This window comes from Chitinophaga sp. Cy-1792 (genome assembly GCF_011752935.1).
Classification (GTDB): domain Bacteria; phylum Bacteroidota; class Bacteroidia; order Chitinophagales; family Chitinophagaceae; genus Chitinophaga.
Genome location: NZ_VWWO01000002.1, coordinates 359688 through 376675, shown reverse-complemented (window position 1 = coordinate 376675; position 16988 = coordinate 359688). Strand labels below are relative to the sequence as shown.

The following is a 16988-nucleotide window of genomic DNA, read 5'->3' as shown; positions in this document are numbered from 1 at the left end:
TCAACTTATGAATTTGTAATCGGGTTAACGCTTCAAAAGTAAAGCATAATCAATATGCAAAAACACACGAACAAAAATGAACAGCCTGAATAAAAATGAACAAAAAGAATATTATCAGAGAGAGCGAACGCGTATCATTTCAACAACAGGGTTACAATTGCTGGTAAATCCGGGGTTATCATCTGAAAAACTGAAAATATCAACCTTCCAGTAAAGCCTTCTTCATATAACTTTCTACCTCATCATTGACATCATCGGTGAAGCACATACGAAAATGATGGTTATACTGTGTAGCACTGCCAGGTACCTTCCCCACCTTGGTGAAACAAAGGTTATCGGCATATTCTTCCCTGAAAGGAAATACCACATGAATGAAATTTTTCCCGAACTGGGTCACCCAGGCAATGCGCCGGCTATCAGCCGTACCGGCGGTAACAGCAATCATCGTTTTGGTGGGCACCAGGCAGATATGCCCCAGTTGCAGATACCTGGAAATAAAAAAATTGAATAAATCACGGGTAATGTCCGGTTTTCCGGCAAAAAAATGGGCAATCTGCGGGTTATCTGCAATGTGGTCCTGGCTATCCATGAGATTAAATATCGGACACAATTTTGAGGATAACAAACAAAGGCTAAAAGCATGTCAGCATTGCTCTCCGAATGGCGAAAGGAAAGACAGCGATATACAATCCATCAAAGTTATCAAGTAATCATATGCAAGCATAGTACAAATGCGACATTTTGTTCTTTTTAACTCATGATACCATGTAAACGTATGGTATTCACCAGTTCCTCTTCATCCAGAATGGAAGGTGTAATACCGGCAAACTCCTTAAAATCACGTATAAAATGCATCTGGTCATAGTAGCCACTCACATGCGCAATGCGCGTCCAGGTGGCGGAAGGGTGACTCTCCTTCAAATGATAGGCCTTACAGAACCGGATCAGCCGTGCATAACGCTTCGGCGACATCCCCGTACGTTCCACACATTTCCGCTCAAACTGCCGCATACTGATACAGGCATCGGCAGCCAGCTGCTCTATCGTCAGGTTACCGGCATGACTGACCAGGTTGTCCATCACCAGGTCCACGGTATTCTGCGGCTTCAGCTTGTGCAGCTTCTTCAGCAGATAGGCCTCTATAATCCCTATCATAGCATCCCAATCGCTGATATGCTCCTTCAGCTTATCGTTGATATCATCAATATCACTCCCCAGAAATAACCGCGTATCAAAATCCTGCTCATGTAACTCCGTCATATGAATATTCAGCAAACGGAATAAGCCGCCCGGCTTAAAAGCCACGCCTATCCCCAGGTGCTTCTGCCCCATATCCAGCATCACCGCACGCTCCAGCGGCCCCACGGTCAGACTTACCGACTTGGTCACAAACTCATCCGCATATACCCGCTGTACCTTGATAGGATCTTCCAGGTAAAACATGATAAACCGCTGATAAGTAGGTACAAACCGGTACATATTGGATAAACCACCGTCCTGCGTGAAGTCCGTGGCATAAATGGCAATAGTACTAACAAACTCCCGCAAAGCAGGGTGTGGCAAATAAGTCTTAAACTTCATAGTCCGGAATAATCAGTTATGAATAAGATAAAATCCTGTGGCATCTCATGCTACTGCTATTCTCCTGTATTTTATGGATAGTCAGGTCGTCGTTGGATAAAATAGACATGGAAGTTGGTCTGGTCCCATGTGTTATACACCCTCAATATACATTTTTTGCCGGTTCCTGAAAAGAATCCGGACAAAAGAATTCAAAAAATGTATGGGCACAAAAAAACCGGTCTCTATGAATAGAAACCGGTTCCGATCATGTTGATATTGCCTTATTATTGAACTTTAATTGTATCTACCCTTGAATAAAAGGAGTCGATCGCCAGTTTTCCCGGCACGTACATGGTACTGTAGGTAAACTTCGCCGTAGCCTTATAATTAAGGAGGATCACACTGTCTGGGTCGCCGCCAAAGCTGAATTTAGCCGGCTTACCATTGTTATCGGTATAATTCATCGTGGTACTTATTGCGGTAGGGTCGCCGGATTTAAACCACCTGACAATAAGGTTCTGACCGCTGACAGACACGCTCTTAAACGCCCTCGGGCTAAGTCTCGACTCATACAAAGGCCCGTAAATGGTACCCAGTGAATCTACTTTTACGGAATAATTTCCAGCCCCATCCGTTGTAACGACACTAAATGTATAGGTACCTTCCTTAATACTGGATATGGGCGCAAAAATGGTATCCAATGACCCCTTGGCGGGTACGTCCACCGTCAGGGAGTCGGCCTTGCTATTCCAGTATATCGTAGCTTTCTTAATTCTCGGGTCGGAACCACGAAGCCACGAAATAATCGCCCTTTCCCTGCCAGGCCAGATTTTTACATCTGCGGCTTTCCCCGTATATACGATCCCGTTAGGCACAAGCCTGTCTTTATAGTTGTCATCCATCTTGGTACATGCAGGCAATGCTGCTGCCACCGCTACAGATAATATTAGTTTCTTCAGCATGATAATTATTTTTGTCTCAGGTCCGGTTACTGTTTAGATCCCCAGAAGGAGAGCTCTGAAATATAGAAATAGGTGAAATCTCCCCAGGTTTTGAGAATTCTCACACGGATATACCTATAGGCAGGTGTTCCAGGCGGAATGTCAAACTCCTCCCCGTTTACACAGGCAAAAGTTTTATCCTCTGCTGTAACTGCCGTTCCTGCTGTAGGCTTTACGGAATTGAAACGACCGATGAATGTCCAGGAGTCGTCCCAGCTACCATCCGGATTTGGCTTATTACTGCCGTAGAATTCAAATATCTGCGGATCTCCCCCTACATATGCACCACTGGTACCGGAGCGATGATAAAACTTAAAGCGACTCAGCAGGTTGGTTGCGCCCATATCGAATGTAAACCACGCCGGCATCAGTGCTATACTTGTTTTTGTATGGAATACATCATTATCCGAGTTCCAGATATTGTTCCACATAAAACTCATGACACGCAATGATAATCCCGACCAGGTATGACCTTCATAGTTATCTGTAGGCAGGTCCACTTCCTTGAAGGTCGATTTATCAATAGGCCGCTCAAAGATGGGTTTGAAAGTAGCATACTGTGTATCTGATTTATTGCCGTACCGGTCTTTTATATAGGCGGCAAAATTTTTGGTGATGGTATCCATCCCCCGATAGGTGACACTTCCATCGGTGCTGCTACTGGTGTAAATACGGAGCGTTTTCCAGGTTTTTTTACCGGTAGTATCCACCATGATATAATAAGTGAGCGGTGTAGCTGCTGCATTCTTGAATAACAGGGCAGCGCCGCCAAAGGTCGCCTGCAGATTAAACGTCTTAAAGGTTTCCCGTACCGGCGGCGACAATGGATTTACGGTCACTTCCAATGGCGCCGAGGCCTTCTCGTTTCTACCTACGGCATATAATTTTACGATATGCGGCAAGGTGTCTCCAAACCCGGATACGATAAGGGTATCGCCATACAAAGACGCTTTGGACTCCCGCTGCAGTTCTGTATTGGCATTATATACTGCCTTTACATACAGCAGGTTCGGGTCATTGGGAATATCATAGTTAAGGATGGCGCCCCCCGGAATATTGGTAATGCGAACCTTTACCAGCGACGCCGGTGCCGGCGCATTCATATCGATATGTACAGGCGTGCTCTCCTTCTTACAGGCCAACCAGGTCAGACCAGTGAGTAAGATGATGGCAGGAAATAATTTCTTCATAAGGCATTATTTAAAAAAATAATTGTAGATATCAGTTTACCACCCTGGGTTCTGGACCAGGTTTCTGTTGACGGTCAGGTTCTTGTCTTTGATCGGCCAGAAATAATCTTTCAGGCTGAACGTCTGAAAATAGATGGTCTTAACCCGGTAATAAGCCGCTTCTGTGCCCTGGGTGATGTCCCAGCCGGCAATAGGGCCATTGTATACCTGTGGCGCTTCTTTCCAGCGTCTGAGGTCCCAGAACCGCTGTCCTTCAAAAGCCATTTCGTTGCTTCTCTCCTGGTGGATAATAGTACGCAGCCCGTCTTTAGTCTGGAATTTTCCTGGATTGTTGGAGTAGTTGGTCCAGGCATCTTCTACGGTAGGTATTCCCGCCCTGGTACGTACCTGGTTAATCCAGCCAAGGGTTTCGCTGGTAGGGCCATTTACCTCGTTGAGTGCTTCTGCATATAACAGGTAAAGGTCTGCCAGCCTGAATTCCGGCCATGAATAGTAGATGTAGGTCATGGTGGAACTGGATCCGATCACATCCTGGAAATGGACATATTTCTTCACCCAATAGCCGGTAGTGGAAAAGGCAAACTGCACCTGCTGAGAGGCCGGCTGGCCTTTTTTCGCTTTAACGGTGAGAATGGTTCCTTTCTCATCATATTTACCCTGCCCGTACCATTTACCGCCATCAAAGCCCAGGTTGGCATAATAACGGGGCTCCCGGTCGAAGTTCAGTACAGCGGTGATATACCCTGTTTCCAGGTCTACGTTTTCTGCAGCAACGGCTGTACGTAAATTATACCTGTTACTGTAAGGATAAGTCCTGTCTTCCGAAATAGGCAATCCATTCTTTGAATAGAAGTTTTCTACTATCCGCAGCGGCGGTGCCAGCTGACCTTTGGGTGAGGTGTTGTCGGAATAGGTTGGGTCCAGGCCGCGCGGAATACTGAAAGTTTGCAGGTCGCTCACCAAACTGTTGGTATTTGCCCAGATAAGCTCTGAATTCCATTTCTCACAAACTGCATTCCGTATACTCATCTCAATTTTCTGACGTGCAGAAATTGTATTATTGGTAACACCCGGATTGTATACATATAATTGCAATCCTATTCCTGTGCATGCATCTACAGCTTCCTTACAGGCATCTGCCGCTTTCCGCCATTTATTGTCGTCTTTCTGCGGATTGAAGTAAGGGATTTTGCGATTATCCATGAACGTACCGTAATCCTGGTTGCCATTGAAAAGCGGACTGGCAGCATATACCAGGATCTTCGCCTTCATCGCCAGCAATATCGGTTTTGTAATGCGCCCCAGTTCACCGGCAGGATTACTAACCTGATCAGGCAAAAATTCTTTGGCCTCATCCAGCAACTGTACAATGTAATTGAAACAGGTATCTATAGGCTCACGGTATACTTTCGTCGCTTCTGTGGAAGATTCAATCTCCAGATTTTTCTTCACTAACGGAATCGGGCCATAGGCACGCAACAGCATAAAATGGTAATAGGCTTTCAGAAATTTTACTTCTGCTATCCACCTGCTTTTTTCAGAAGATTCCATATCCGGTACCTTCGCTATATTGTCCAGGAAGATGTTACAATCGCGTAAAGCCTGAAAATAAGACTTACTGCCATTCTCTCCATCCCAACTGTTCATATAGGGCGTCACCACGTTCTGCAGGCCCAATGCAATATTATATGCGGGTGGCTGCGTGGCTGACGGCACAAAAGGATAAATCAATGACCACTCATCTCCCCCGGCAAAAGCCACATTACCGGTTGGAGAACCGGTTGCAGGCAGGTAACTGTAACAGGTAAACAGGTATTTCTCTGCTTCCGTACGCATCGCAAAGGCATTGTCGATGGTGGGGACGTTATCCGGGATAAAGTCCAGGTATTTTTTACAGGAAGAAAGACCGGTCAGTGTCATTCCTGTTACTGCTATATATAGAACGAGTTTTGATAATTTCATCTGTTATAATTTTTTCGGGTACCTTAGATCATTTACATTTCCCACTAATTAAAAGTCAGGTTAACCCCGATATTAAATACACGCTGCACCGGGTATTTCAGGCCGTTTCCGCCCATTTCCACATCCCATAAATCAAACTTGGATAAACAGAACAGATTGGTAGCATTGGCATATATCCTGAATGCAGAAGTTCTCATTCTACGTTGTAAGGATTTAGGAAGATTATATCCGATTTCCAGCTGCTTCAACCGGAGGAAGGCGCCGTTGCGCATCCACCAGGTGCTCGGCTGCATGTTGTTGGTGTTTCTCGTTGTACTTAATCTTGGCCACATCGCATATACATTCTGGTTCTCTTCAGACCAGTGACTATCGGCATAAGCCTGCATCAGCTGCGTTTCTCCTACAAAAGGAGCAGTGGAGTCGGCATCGATAAAGAAAGATTCACGGCCCACACCCTGGAAGAATGCGGAGATATCCCAGTTTTTGTATCCGGCTGAAAAACCAAAGCCATACACAATTTCAGGAGTAGTAGGAAACCCGATAGGCACTTTGTCTGCCTCGGTAATCTGTCCGTCTTTATTTACGTCCAGGTATTTGATATCACCTCCGCCATAATTGCCAAAATTTTGTTTTGGAGCGTTCGCTGCTTCCTTATCGTCTACGAATAAGCGTTCAGCAATATAGCCATAGCCCTGTGTTACAGACTGCCCCACCTTGGAACGGTACCTTTCACTACCCAGGTATTCCGGTTCTTCATACCTTGAATACCTACCCTGGGCAAAGGTCAGATTCGCCATCAACTGGAACCAGCTGTCTTTATAATGCTGGTCGTAGTTCAGCGAGAGATCTACCCCTTTGCTGATAGCCTCACCGATGTTGGCTTTGGGAACAGATTGTAATCCCATGGTACTTGGCAGGTCGGCACGGGGCATGAGGATATCCTTACGATGATAATTGTAAATTTCACCGGTAAAAGTGAGCTTATCCTTGATACTTAATTCCAGTGCCAGGTTACCCTGGTATGACTTCTCCCAGGTTACGTCCGGGTTTGGATAACGTGTAACGCTGTAACCATTTTTGGTATAGGTCCTGTCTGTACCAAAAGTAGCACCCTTGGTGGCGTCATTTGCGTTGGTGGTAGACATATAAAAGAACCGGTCGCTTTCATCACCGATGGCGTCATTACCAACCAGGCCGTATGTTCCACGGAGCTTCAGGTTTGTAATCCATGTTCCCAGGGAAGATTCCTTGAAGAAGTTTTCGTTGGAGATCGTCCAGGCAGCTCCTGCAGACGGGAAGAAGCCAAATCTGTGCGAAGCATCAAATTTTTCTGAACCGTTATAACCAAAGTTGAACTCGGCAAAATAACGAGAATCGTAGTTATACGTAATACGGCCCGACAAGCCTGAGTTCCTGGAAGGCATTGTTTTCAGCAGCGAACCGCCCAACGGATTGGCACTGCTACGCATTACATTGATCAGCATTCCACTGAAATTATGCTTGCCAACCGCAGTATTATACATCAATGAACTCTCCCAGTAGAATACAGATTTCAGACCGCTGTTGTCGGATATACCAGATCCAAAGTTCAGGTACTCCGTTGCGGTATTAGGGTTCAGCTCCTGTAACTGATAGGTTTTGGTAGCAGGATCGTAACCAACAGCATTGTAGTAGAAGGGATTATAATACCTGGATACATAAAAGTTGGAAGTACGGTTAACGTTGAACATCGTTCTGAAAGTAAGACCCTTCAGGATGAAATCGAGTCCCTGCTTCAGTTCCGCCTGGGCGGTCATGAAAGACCTGGATTCATCTTTATACCCGCGAACCATCTCTGCATATGGATTGCTGTAGTTCGGACCAACAAAAGGATTATCGTCTGTACCATAGTTACCAAAAAGAATATGGTTCACATAGCTGTGTGCTGCATCTTTTGGATAATAGGCAGGAAACCTTACCGGGTTGGAGTGCATAACCATTCGGTACATCCACGAACCACCAGCGGTGGTACTACTTCCCAGCGGGCCGCGATAATCATCAAAGTTACCGTTGGTACGAATCGTCAGCAGGGTTGATTTGGTTAAATCCACGTCTACGTTTGCACGTAGTGTATAGCGTTTAATATTGATATTGGAGTTGAAGTTACTCTGTTTATCTACTTTCAATACCCCCTGGTCATTGGTATAGGAGCCCGATACAAAATACCTGGCTACCCCGCCGCCACCGCTAACGTTGAGGTTGACACGCTGGTTCACTGCATATTTCTTGAACAGCATCTCCTGCCAGTCAACATTCGGATAGTAAATAGGATCATCACCGGCTGCTGTTGCCCGGATCTTATCTTCCGGGTATACTTCTCCCAGACTCGGGTTCCTGGTCTGCTGTGCTTCATTGGCCAGCTTCATATAGGTAACACCATCGGCGAACTTGATATTTTTTGTTGGCGCTGAAACGGAATTTTCAGCACGGAAATTTACTTTCGCCGGCCCTACTTTACCACGTTTGGTGGTTACAAGGATAACGCCATTGGCGCCACGTGCACCATACAAAGCAGTGGAGGTAGCATCCTTCATGATGGAAAAACTCTCGATATCATCCGGGCGAAGCCGCGCGAGGTCTTCGGTGGAAAGCTCCACGCCATCAATAAGTATCAGCGGGTCCTGTTTGTAACCGAAGGTGGTAACACCGCGTACAAAGAAGTTGGCGTTATCCGCTCCCGGCTCGCCGCTACGCTGAAAAGCAATCAGCCCCGCTGCCCTGCCCGCCAGTGCGGTGGTCAGGTTACTGGAAGGCACTTTCAGATCAGACACGCTAATCGTGGTAACAGAACCTACTACTTCTTTTCGTTTCTGTGTGCCGTATGCTACGATGACCGTTTCATTCAGGTTGTTGGTAGAAGGTTTCATTACCATATTCACCGCCGACTGGTTAGTGATATGTACTTCCTTTGGCTCAAAGCCCATCATGGTAAATACAATGGTGGCATTTTCCGGCACCATCAGTATGTAGCGGCCATTAATATCCGTGGTGGTACCTGTTGAAGGTTTGTTCTTCACCACAATCGTTACGCCCGGAATCGCAACGCCGCTGCTATCCGTTACTTTTCCTTTTATTTCTTTATCTGCCAGCAACTCATTTTCGTGTAGTCGTTCCAGTGATAATAATTTTTCTACGTGTATACGTTCACGTGATAGATTGGAAGAATAGTTGTTGTGCAGGTCCCCTGGCATAAAACCTTTGACTGTACTACTTTTTGCCGATGTAAAGTGTGGCAGAAGCAGCAACAGTACGTAAGCATTTTTGCATAAGTTTCTAATCATGAAATTCCGATTTAGCTTTTGGTTTGCGAAAAAAATAAAGGCGGGATTATCCGCTGCTCCTTTGTTGGTTCTGGTTTTGGGTGATGTCGGTATAGGAAAATAAGTATCCGCTTCGCCCCGTAAGACGTAGTCTGATCTTCATATTCCGTGGAAATAAAAAATAAAAGGCCATTATGCAAGGACGCGTGCTTTCGCCTTACATATCAATTTCATTCGTGGATTTCTTTGTTAATACTTCAAGAATTGTCAGGAAAACCACCGTCTCAGTACAAAAGGTGGCCATCATGTATCTTGCTAAGTGCTATTAGTCAGCTCTCTCCTTCGGGATCATTCAGTCAATCTGTAGTTTCATTAGTTCACTATTCATTAAACAGTATAGGTTCGCTATAGTGTCGCATTTTGGTTGTTCTTACAGTAACTATTGCAATCGTTTGCATTATTCCACAAATCAAGTAAATTTTGAATATCCAAAATGATACTATTTTAATAATTAATTATACTATCTTACCATTTATTAAAATAACAATCGATTCCAATAAAAAATAATAACAATTGAAAATCAACCATTTACATAAAAATCAGCTATATAAAACTATCCTGACAAACTCATCAGAACGCCCGCCAGTAACAGATTACAGCTATTTAAATTATCATGATTCTACGCACACGGTATCAACGCCAATTCAAGTAATAACAAAAGCCTCTTTCTACTAAGTAGAAAGAGGCCTTTGTTATGTTGTTAATGATGATAACCGCTTACTCTATCCCCCAGCTCTTATTAGGCTTGCTGCCCATCTCCAGCTCCAGCGTGCCGCCATTCATCAGCTGCATATGCGTAAACCACGGCGTATTTATAGCCACGCCATTCAGTTTGGCAGACTGTATATATTTATTCACCTCAGAACAGCCATTGGCTATTACCGTAAAGTCTTTGCCACCGCTAAGGTGCACTGTCACCCTGGAAAATACCGGACTCCCGATCGTATACCGGGGCACACCAGGTGTCATCGGATAGAATCCCATAGACGAGAATACTACAAAGGCAGACATACCTCCTCCGTCTTCATCTCCCGGGATACCAAAAATATTATCATCAAACCAGGTCTTTAACAACAAACGGATACGCTGCTGCGCCTTCCATGGCGATTTCGTATAGTTGTACAGGTAAGGAATGAAGAAACTGGGTTCGTTCCCCATCGAATACTGGCCCACTAAGCCGGTAGCATCCGGAAACTTAGCCCAGAACTCATACCTGCTTCTACCCAATCCCTCCCGGAATAGCTGATCCAGTCGTTTTTCAAAGCCTTCTTTACCGTTCATCAGCTTTATCAGACCAGGAATATCCTGCTGTACCTGCCACATATACGTCCAGCCATTGTTTTCATCGTAGTATTCGCGGCCACCCATACCGCCATCGAATACCGGGTCTATCTGAATCCAATGACCAGCACTGTCTTTAGGCAGGAAAAACTGACGGTCAGCATTCCAGAGGTATTGATAATTTTGTCCACGTGCATTAAATGTCTTCGCATCGGCTGTCTTACCCAGATCGTCCGCCAGCTGGCCCACAGCCCAGTCGTCGTAGGCTCCTCCCAGCGTCACCGCCACGGCCTGACGCTTCTCAAACGGATGTACTTCCTTCACCGGATCTTTCTCACCTGATTTCAGCGCCGGGAAATAATGGCGCTCATGATAGAAGTCGTCCAGCGTGGTTTTAGGACCGTTACGCCATGGCAGCATCGTTGCATCTGTGGCATTCTTGCGCATACCTTCATAAGCCTTTGCTACATCAAAGTTTTTCAACCCCTTCCTGTAGGCATCGAGTACCATCACAGAAGAATGGAAACCATTCATACAGGCATGGTCCCCGAAGATTACCGGAAACGTTGGCATCCAACCACTTTGCTCATACATACGCACGTACGACTGCAGCATGTCCTGCTCCCGCTCCGGACGCAGGATGGTACGCAGCGGATGTAAGGCCAGATAGGTATCCCATACCCAATCATCTACATAAAAAGGACGATTGTCGGTATGTACCTTGTTATCATATCCGCTGTAATATTTACCATCTTCAGAGATATTCACCATACGCTCATAGCAACGGTAAAGGGCGGTATAAAAACTTCTGCGCTGATCGGGCGTTCCGCCTTCTACCTGTATCTGCCCCATCACATCCTGCCAGGCCGCTTTAGCAGTGGTTTCCACCTGCTCAAAGGTCTGACCGCTTCCCAATTCATTCAGAAAGTTCTGCTTTGCCTGTGCCTCGCTGATAAAAGAGACTGCATATCCCATCTCTACCACATTATCCGCACCATCAAAAGATACCCAGGCTTTTGCCTTTTCTCCTTCTACCTGCTGCTGCGTAGTGGCGTTACCGTTAGTAAATCCGCCCGCTTTGGCCGCCTTGTTAAAACGCCCGTAAACATATACGGGTATAGACTGATGCCCCTCCTCTACCTGGTATACCTGCATACCTGTTATGGTGCTGTCATTGTCGAACCGCCACCAGTTGCGGCCGCCATAATACGTGTTAAACAGTAATCGCTTCGGACTTCCGGCAGGAAACGTAAAACGGAAAAATCCTACTTTCTTTCCTACGGTATAATCTACGGTGATATCTTTTTCTACCAGGTTAGTATAGTAATGCCAGGGAGCTCGTTGTTCTGCCCCCTGGTCATATGCTAAACGGGTATTATAGGATGACTCACTCAATTGCTGATCGTTGTTGGGCTTCATGGCAAACACCTGCCCCAGCCTGTGCGATACCAGCAACAGCGGAAAGCTGCTGATCTGATCGTCCAGGTAATCGGCACGTACCGGCGTCATACGCATCATCTCATTTGGTAACTGCATCGTTGGGCGCGTAGGCTCCAGCAAAGTGCCTACTCCGCCTATCTCCGGGTGTACATAGGATAATACATCCTGCTGCGCATAAGTGGCGCCATAGCTTACCATGGCAGCCGCACAGGTAATAAATATTTTTTTCTTCATAAACTATTATATCTGACAGCTATTCTACTGGCGCTGTTGGTCGTGTAGCCGTCAGCGTTAATTGGTTCTTAAACATCTTCCCGCCATCCCTGGTCAAACGCAGGTAATAATCTGCTGAACAGGCTGTTCCATCTTCATCCAATGTTACAAATCCTGCTCCTGCCGGCGCATCCATAGCGGTAGCCGCCGTCTTGGCAATCTGATTACCTTCGTTATATTCATCGTACATGGAAATATAAATGCCCTGGCAACCCAACTGTGTCATATTGTAAAACTGCCGCCACATAAAGTCGCCATGTACACGCTGGTGCTCCTGTAAGTCGCCCGGCAATATGCAAGGCTGATAATCGATACCATTGGCTTTGCAAAAGGCGAGATCAGGCTTGTTGACCTGTGTCAGGAAATTATCTGACTCGGAAACCTTACCGATACGGCCCACCATCCAGGGCGACAACATATTAAATGCTTTGTAGACATCCATATAGCCGAAACGGCTGTCGCTGGTCTGATCCCGCCAGTGTGTCGGTACACCACCAATCACATAGCAGCCCTGCGATTTAAACCATTTAATCACATCCAGGCATACATCTGCGGACCAGGTATGATTTTCATCGCTAAACCCAAACCCCCAGATACATACCACCGGTTTGTTATTCTGCATGGCATAGGCAGAGGATTGCGTATATGCCTTCATCTTATTCGTCCAGTCGGCCTTTATCTCTGATTGCATATTCGTCCAGCCGCTGACATCATACATGATATAAAACTTGCGGTTATATTTCTCTGCTGCCCTGCGCACCTTTGCGGCCATAGAATCCCTTACAGGGCCTTCTATACCACTGGGATTGAAACGCTGCAATGCCGCTACATCTATACCATATTGCTGCATCCAGGAAAACTGCACCATCACTGTTTGTTCACTATAGGAGGAGTACAGTGATGCCGGCTTGCCATTACCTAAATTGGCGAAGGCAGTAGGAAAGATATTCGTATAGTCGCTGACGTCAGGCCAGGATTTTATCCCCTGCGTAGCGGGTGAAGGAGACTTCCCCCAGTCCGTACTCCAGTGCCACCACAGGTTGATGGGGGAACCATCTCCCGGACAGGCAAACCATCCCTGATAACCTACGGTCACCTTACCTACTACATCGCCTGCGGGTGATGGCCAGACCACTTTTGTAGTTGTATCGGTAGTACCTGTTCCTGTTCCGCCGGAAGGATTATTACCTCCACCTTTCGAACAGGAAATTACACCACAGGCAGCTACCAATAATATTGCTGTTATATAGATTTTCACAATATTTTATTTAGATGGTAAGAGAAAATAACTACTTACCCGTGGTTTGTTTAACCAGCTGGATAGTGCCATCGGGATTGTAGTACAGTTTATCTACACAGATAGAGCGGAGCCAGTCGTGGTGCGACAAGGAACTATTATGATAAAATGCATACCACTGCCCTTTGTATTCTACAATGGAGCCATGATTGGTATAGCTATCGGTAGATTCCATATACACACCTTTGTATTCCCATGGGCCGAGCGGACTCTTACTCATGGCATAACACATGCGGTTATGTTTTCCGTCTTTATCGTGGTTATCTGAATAGGAAAGATAGTAGATGCCATTACGTTTATGCACCCACGAAGCTTCATGGAAGTCTACCAAGCCTTCCATTGGTTTCATCTGGCCATCGATGGCCATCATATTATCCTGCAGCTTACCGCCCATGCACTTGCCACCACCGCCATAATAGAAATAAACCTGGCCGTCATCATCTGTAAATACCGCCGGATCAATCATAGCCTCCAGTCCTTCTATATAGCCCTGTACCTTGAAATCGCTGGCAGGCTTGGTACTGGTAGCCACACCTATTTTCCAGGTTTTGTTCCATTCTGTTCCACTAGGGTGTGGAAAATAATAATAGTAAACGCCATTTTTGTAGGCACAGTCCGGCGCCCACATGAAGCCGCCCTCTTTGCGGCCCCAGGGCACCTGACTTGAATTCAGTATTTCACCATGATCTTTCCAGTGTACCATATCATCTGTGGAATATACATGGTAATGGTCCATCAGGTCGCAGCCACGGGGCGGGGCTACATCATGGGAGGGGTATACATATAATCTGCCATCTGCCCAGACATGCGCAGAAGGATCAGCAGTATAAATATCGGTAACAAAAGGATTTTTCTGTGCCTGGCAATTATTGGAAACAAAGGTGGCAGACAGCGTCAGCAAAGGTACGGCGATGAGTGACCGTAAATAATTTTTCTTCAGAAGCATTTCCATTTTCTTTTAATCTGATTGGGCTGAATAATATCTTAAAGAGTTAGAGAGGGGCAGACGCCCCCCTCTGGTATGAAGAACCATCAAGGGACATCCACCTTGACTATTTCTGAGTAGTTAAACTTTTTGTAGCTGTCGTTCACGCGAACGCCTACACGGGCGTAGAACGTGCGTCCGCTCAGCAGATTAGGCACTGTAAGTGTATAGGTAGTTTTCGCTATCACATCAGTATACGGTGCATTGATCGTTTTGATATTGGGCCCCGTGTATACGTTATAGATAGTGGCACCACTGCCCACAAACGGTGTATTGTTTACGAAAGGCTGTATATCGATGACATCAGGCATACCTTCGGATTTCGGTGCGAAAAGGTTGAACGTCATCTGCAGCGTGGTACCGGAAAGCTTCCAGGTAAAATTCTGGATTTCCAGGTATGGTGTTACTTTAAAATCATGGCTGCTATTACCGGCAATATCTATATATGTCGTATCTGTTAGCGGCCAGAAAGCGCCCTGCGTTGGCGTTACACGGTAGTGACCAGAGAAGATACGGGTATCTTCATATGTACCGTCCTGCTTAGCAGGAATATAATAAGGCGTAGGTGTGCTGCTCCAGCTCAGTTCATCCAGTTGCACGGCGTAACCACCACTTTCTGTGAGCAGGTTCTTACCTGTTATTACATCTATCACATTGCCCTGAAACGCCGCATTGGGCCCCGCATAGTTATCCACTTTTTTACAGGAATAACCCATACCAACCACTGCTGCAACCAGGAGACTATATATCGTTTTCTTCATAACCTTAAAATTTAAATTTGTTAGTAACCAGGGTTATTAGGGAACAGGTTAGGATTCTTACCTAATTCACCACCCGGAATAGGCTCGTAGTACCATTTCTTTTCGAAGTTGTAGCTACGCTGGAATGTTTCGATCTGTTTGAGGAAGATGTACTTACTTTCATTGTCGACATAGTACGGCAACAGTCCATAGAAGCGACGGTTATCCAGTTCCTTATCAGCCGTACGCCATCTTCTCAGGTCCCACCATAAATGGTGTTCGAAGGCCAGCTCTTTGCAGCGTTCGTTACGAACAGAGTCAATGGTGATATTGCTGGTGGCCAGGGTGGCACCTGCTCTGTCGCGCAGCTGATTGATAGCATTCAGCGCATCTGCCTGCATAGGAGCGGTACCCAGTTCCATGGCTGCTTCTGCCCTGTTCAGCAATACTTCTGCATAACGCATATCGATCCAGCTCTGTGTACTCTGGTAAAGTCCGCAACTAGCCTGGTCAGCCTTATAGTTAACATACTTTCTAACGTAAAGGCCTGTACGTGTTAAGTCATCACCATCGGTTTTGATACCGGTGAGACCCACGATACGGCGACCATTATACAGCTGGTTTACGTCTCCGGACAACAGCAGGTTGGCTGGCTGGTCCCAGCTGCTGGTCATGTTATTAGGCATTTCATCTGCAGCGTTACCACCAAATGTTTTGTAGATACCACGTTGCGCATCGAAGGTATAACCACGCAGCGTCGCGCCAGGGAAATAGATGGTTGCCTGCAAACGAGGCTCCAGCCCCTGGAGGATATCCGCCTTGTTGGTAAAGCGTTTAGGCGTTCCGTCAGCATTCACAATATTTAACGGACCTGTAAAACGCTCTACCAGGTCAAGGGTAGGATAAGCTCTTGACAAACCATCTGCGGTCATCAGGCGGCAGGTCATGGTAGCATCCCAGCTGTGTGGGGTACCACTGGCAATTGAATAGTCTTTAGCGTATATAGTTTCAGTACTGCTCTGGTCAAGGAACAGATCAGTGTAGTTCTGTATTTTGTCATCTGCTTTACGATAGAGGCTGTAGTGGCCTTCTACCAGTTTTGCCGCATCGTAGGCTGCCTGGAAATAGCGGTTGGCCTGATCGGCAGGAATACCTGCAAATCCTTTCTGACGTGCATCACCATCTACAAAGTTGGATGCACCGTATTTGGCGATGGTACCGGCATAGAGCATGGCCCGGGATTTATAGGCGGCAGCTACATATTTGTTAGCCCTGGACCTTGGACTGGTGGCGCTCATCAGCATGGCAGCACTATCCAGGTCGGAAGCAATGAAATCATACACTTCCTGCTCTTTATTACGTGGCACCTGCAATTCTGTAATGCTTTGCTCAGGATAGTTTTGCAGGGTACGCACGATAGGAATACCTCCATAACGTTTTACCAGGGCAAAGTACAGGTAGGCACGGCAGAAATAAGCCTCTCCCAGCCATTGATTGTATTTGTCTGTTTGAAATGCTTTCTGATATTTAGGGAAATTCGTCAGCATATAATTGACGATACGGATCTTGTCGTATGGCCAGAAACCGAAGCCCTGTGCAGCATCGCCCGTACCGCCATAAGGGCCTGCGAGTTCACCGCAGATAGCACCCGGCTGGAAAAAGCACTGCCATCTGCCACCGTCACCATTCATGAAACCATTATTAGGCTGATATTGGAAGTCTTCGATCGGTAAAGTACCGTATATGCTTGCCAGGTATGCGGTCACACCTGTTTCATTTGTGAAGATGTCCTGGTCTTTAATGATATTCAAAGGCGCAACATCCAGCTTATTACAAGCTCCGAAGGCAAGCCCTATCAGTACCAGTACTAAATATTTTATTTTCATATAGAAAAAGT

At 46.2% G+C, this 16988-nt stretch carries 11 protein-coding genes; all 11 read right to left on the bottom strand.

Annotation, left to right across the window (positions count from 1 at the left end):
• Positions 1-199: 199 nt before the first annotated feature.
• The gene (locus F3J22_RS15890) at positions 200-589 is read right to left on the bottom strand and encodes a hypothetical protein (RefSeq protein WP_167018942.1); all 390 of its coding nucleotides are present in this window, start codon (positions 587-589) and stop codon (positions 200-202) included.
• Between the two features lie 161 nt (positions 590-750).
• Entirely contained in the window at positions 751-1581 is an 831-nt protein-coding gene (locus F3J22_RS15885) for a helix-turn-helix domain-containing protein (RefSeq protein WP_167018941.1), read from the bottom strand.
• Between the two features lie 266 nt (positions 1582-1847).
• A complete protein-coding gene (locus tag F3J22_RS15880) occupies positions 1848-2525 on the bottom strand; it encodes a DUF4998 domain-containing protein (protein ID WP_167018940.1) in 678 nt (225 codons plus the stop codon).
• A gap of 26 nt (positions 2526-2551) precedes the next feature.
• On the bottom strand, positions 2552-3754 hold the full coding sequence (locus F3J22_RS15875; protein WP_167018939.1) for a DUF5000 domain-containing lipoprotein: 1203 nt from the start codon (positions 3752-3754) through the stop codon (positions 2552-2554).
• A gap of 36 nt (positions 3755-3790) precedes the next feature.
• Positions 3791-5716 carry a RagB/SusD family nutrient uptake outer membrane protein gene (locus tag F3J22_RS15870; RefSeq protein WP_167018938.1) on the bottom strand — a complete coding sequence of 642 codons (1926 nt, stop codon included), beginning with the start codon at positions 5714-5716 and terminating at the stop codon, positions 3791-3793.
• Between the two features lie 44 nt (positions 5717-5760).
• Positions 5761-9036: a TonB-dependent receptor gene (locus tag F3J22_RS15865; protein WP_240155110.1), complete on the bottom strand. Its 3276-nt coding sequence runs from the start codon at positions 9034-9036 to the stop codon at positions 5761-5763.
• A gap of 756 nt (positions 9037-9792) precedes the next feature.
• A complete protein-coding gene (locus tag F3J22_RS15860; protein ID WP_167018937.1) occupies positions 9793-12030 on the bottom strand; it encodes a GH92 family glycosyl hydrolase in 2238 nt (745 codons plus the stop codon).
• 19 nt (positions 12031-12049) lie between these two features.
• Complete coding sequence (locus F3J22_RS15855; protein WP_370459430.1) at positions 12050-13327, bottom strand: glycoside hydrolase family 71/99-like protein; 1278 nt, start codon at positions 13325-13327, stop codon at positions 12050-12052.
• 31 nt (positions 13328-13358) lie between these two features.
• Positions 13359-14312: a family 43 glycosylhydrolase gene (locus F3J22_RS15850; protein WP_167018936.1), complete on the bottom strand. Its 954-nt coding sequence runs from the start codon at positions 14310-14312 to the stop codon at positions 13359-13361.
• A gap of 86 nt (positions 14313-14398) precedes the next feature.
• On the bottom strand, positions 14399-15112 hold the full coding sequence (locus F3J22_RS15845) for a DUF3823 domain-containing protein (protein ID WP_167018935.1): 714 nt from the start codon (positions 15110-15112) through the stop codon (positions 14399-14401).
• Between the two features lie 20 nt (positions 15113-15132).
• Positions 15133-16977 carry a RagB/SusD family nutrient uptake outer membrane protein gene (locus tag F3J22_RS15840; RefSeq protein ID WP_167018934.1) on the bottom strand — a complete coding sequence of 615 codons (1845 nt, stop codon included), beginning with the start codon at positions 16975-16977 and terminating at the stop codon, positions 15133-15135.
• Between the last annotated feature and the right edge of the window lie 11 nt (positions 16978-16988).

Bases quoted from the DNA above. Each gene is read 5' to 3' on its own strand.
- F3J22_RS15890 (WP_167018942.1), bottom strand. From the start codon at position 589: ATGGATAGCCAGGACCACATTGCAGATAACCCGCAGATTGCCCATTTT.
- F3J22_RS15845 (WP_167018935.1), bottom strand. From the start codon at position 15,112: ATGAAGAAAACGATATATAGTCTCCTGGTTGCAGCAGTGGTTGGTATG.
- F3J22_RS15840 (WP_167018934.1), bottom strand. From the start codon at position 16,977: ATGAAAATAAAATATTTAGTACTGGTACTGATAGGGCTTGCCTTCGGA.
- F3J22_RS15885 (WP_167018941.1), bottom strand. From the start codon at position 1,581: ATGAAGTTTAAGACTTATTTGCCACACCCTGCTTTGCGGGAGTTTGTT.
- F3J22_RS15880 (WP_167018940.1), bottom strand. From the start codon at position 2,525: ATGCTGAAGAAACTAATATTATCTGTAGCGGTGGCAGCAGCATTGCCT.
- F3J22_RS15865 (WP_240155110.1), bottom strand. From the start codon at position 9,036: ATGATTAGAAACTTATGCAAAAATGCTTACGTACTGTTGCTGCTTCTG.
- F3J22_RS15850 (WP_167018936.1), bottom strand. From the start codon at position 14,312: ATGCTTCTGAAGAAAAATTATTTACGGTCACTCATCGCCGTACCTTTG.
- F3J22_RS15870 (WP_167018938.1), bottom strand. From the start codon at position 5,716: ATGAAATTATCAAAACTCGTTCTATATATAGCAGTAACAGGAATGACA.
- F3J22_RS15875 (WP_167018939.1), bottom strand. From the start codon at position 3,754: ATGAAGAAATTATTTCCTGCCATCATCTTACTCACTGGTCTGACCTGG.
- F3J22_RS15860 (WP_167018937.1), bottom strand. From the start codon at position 12,030: ATGAAGAAAAAAATATTTATTACCTGTGCGGCTGCCATGGTAAGCTAT.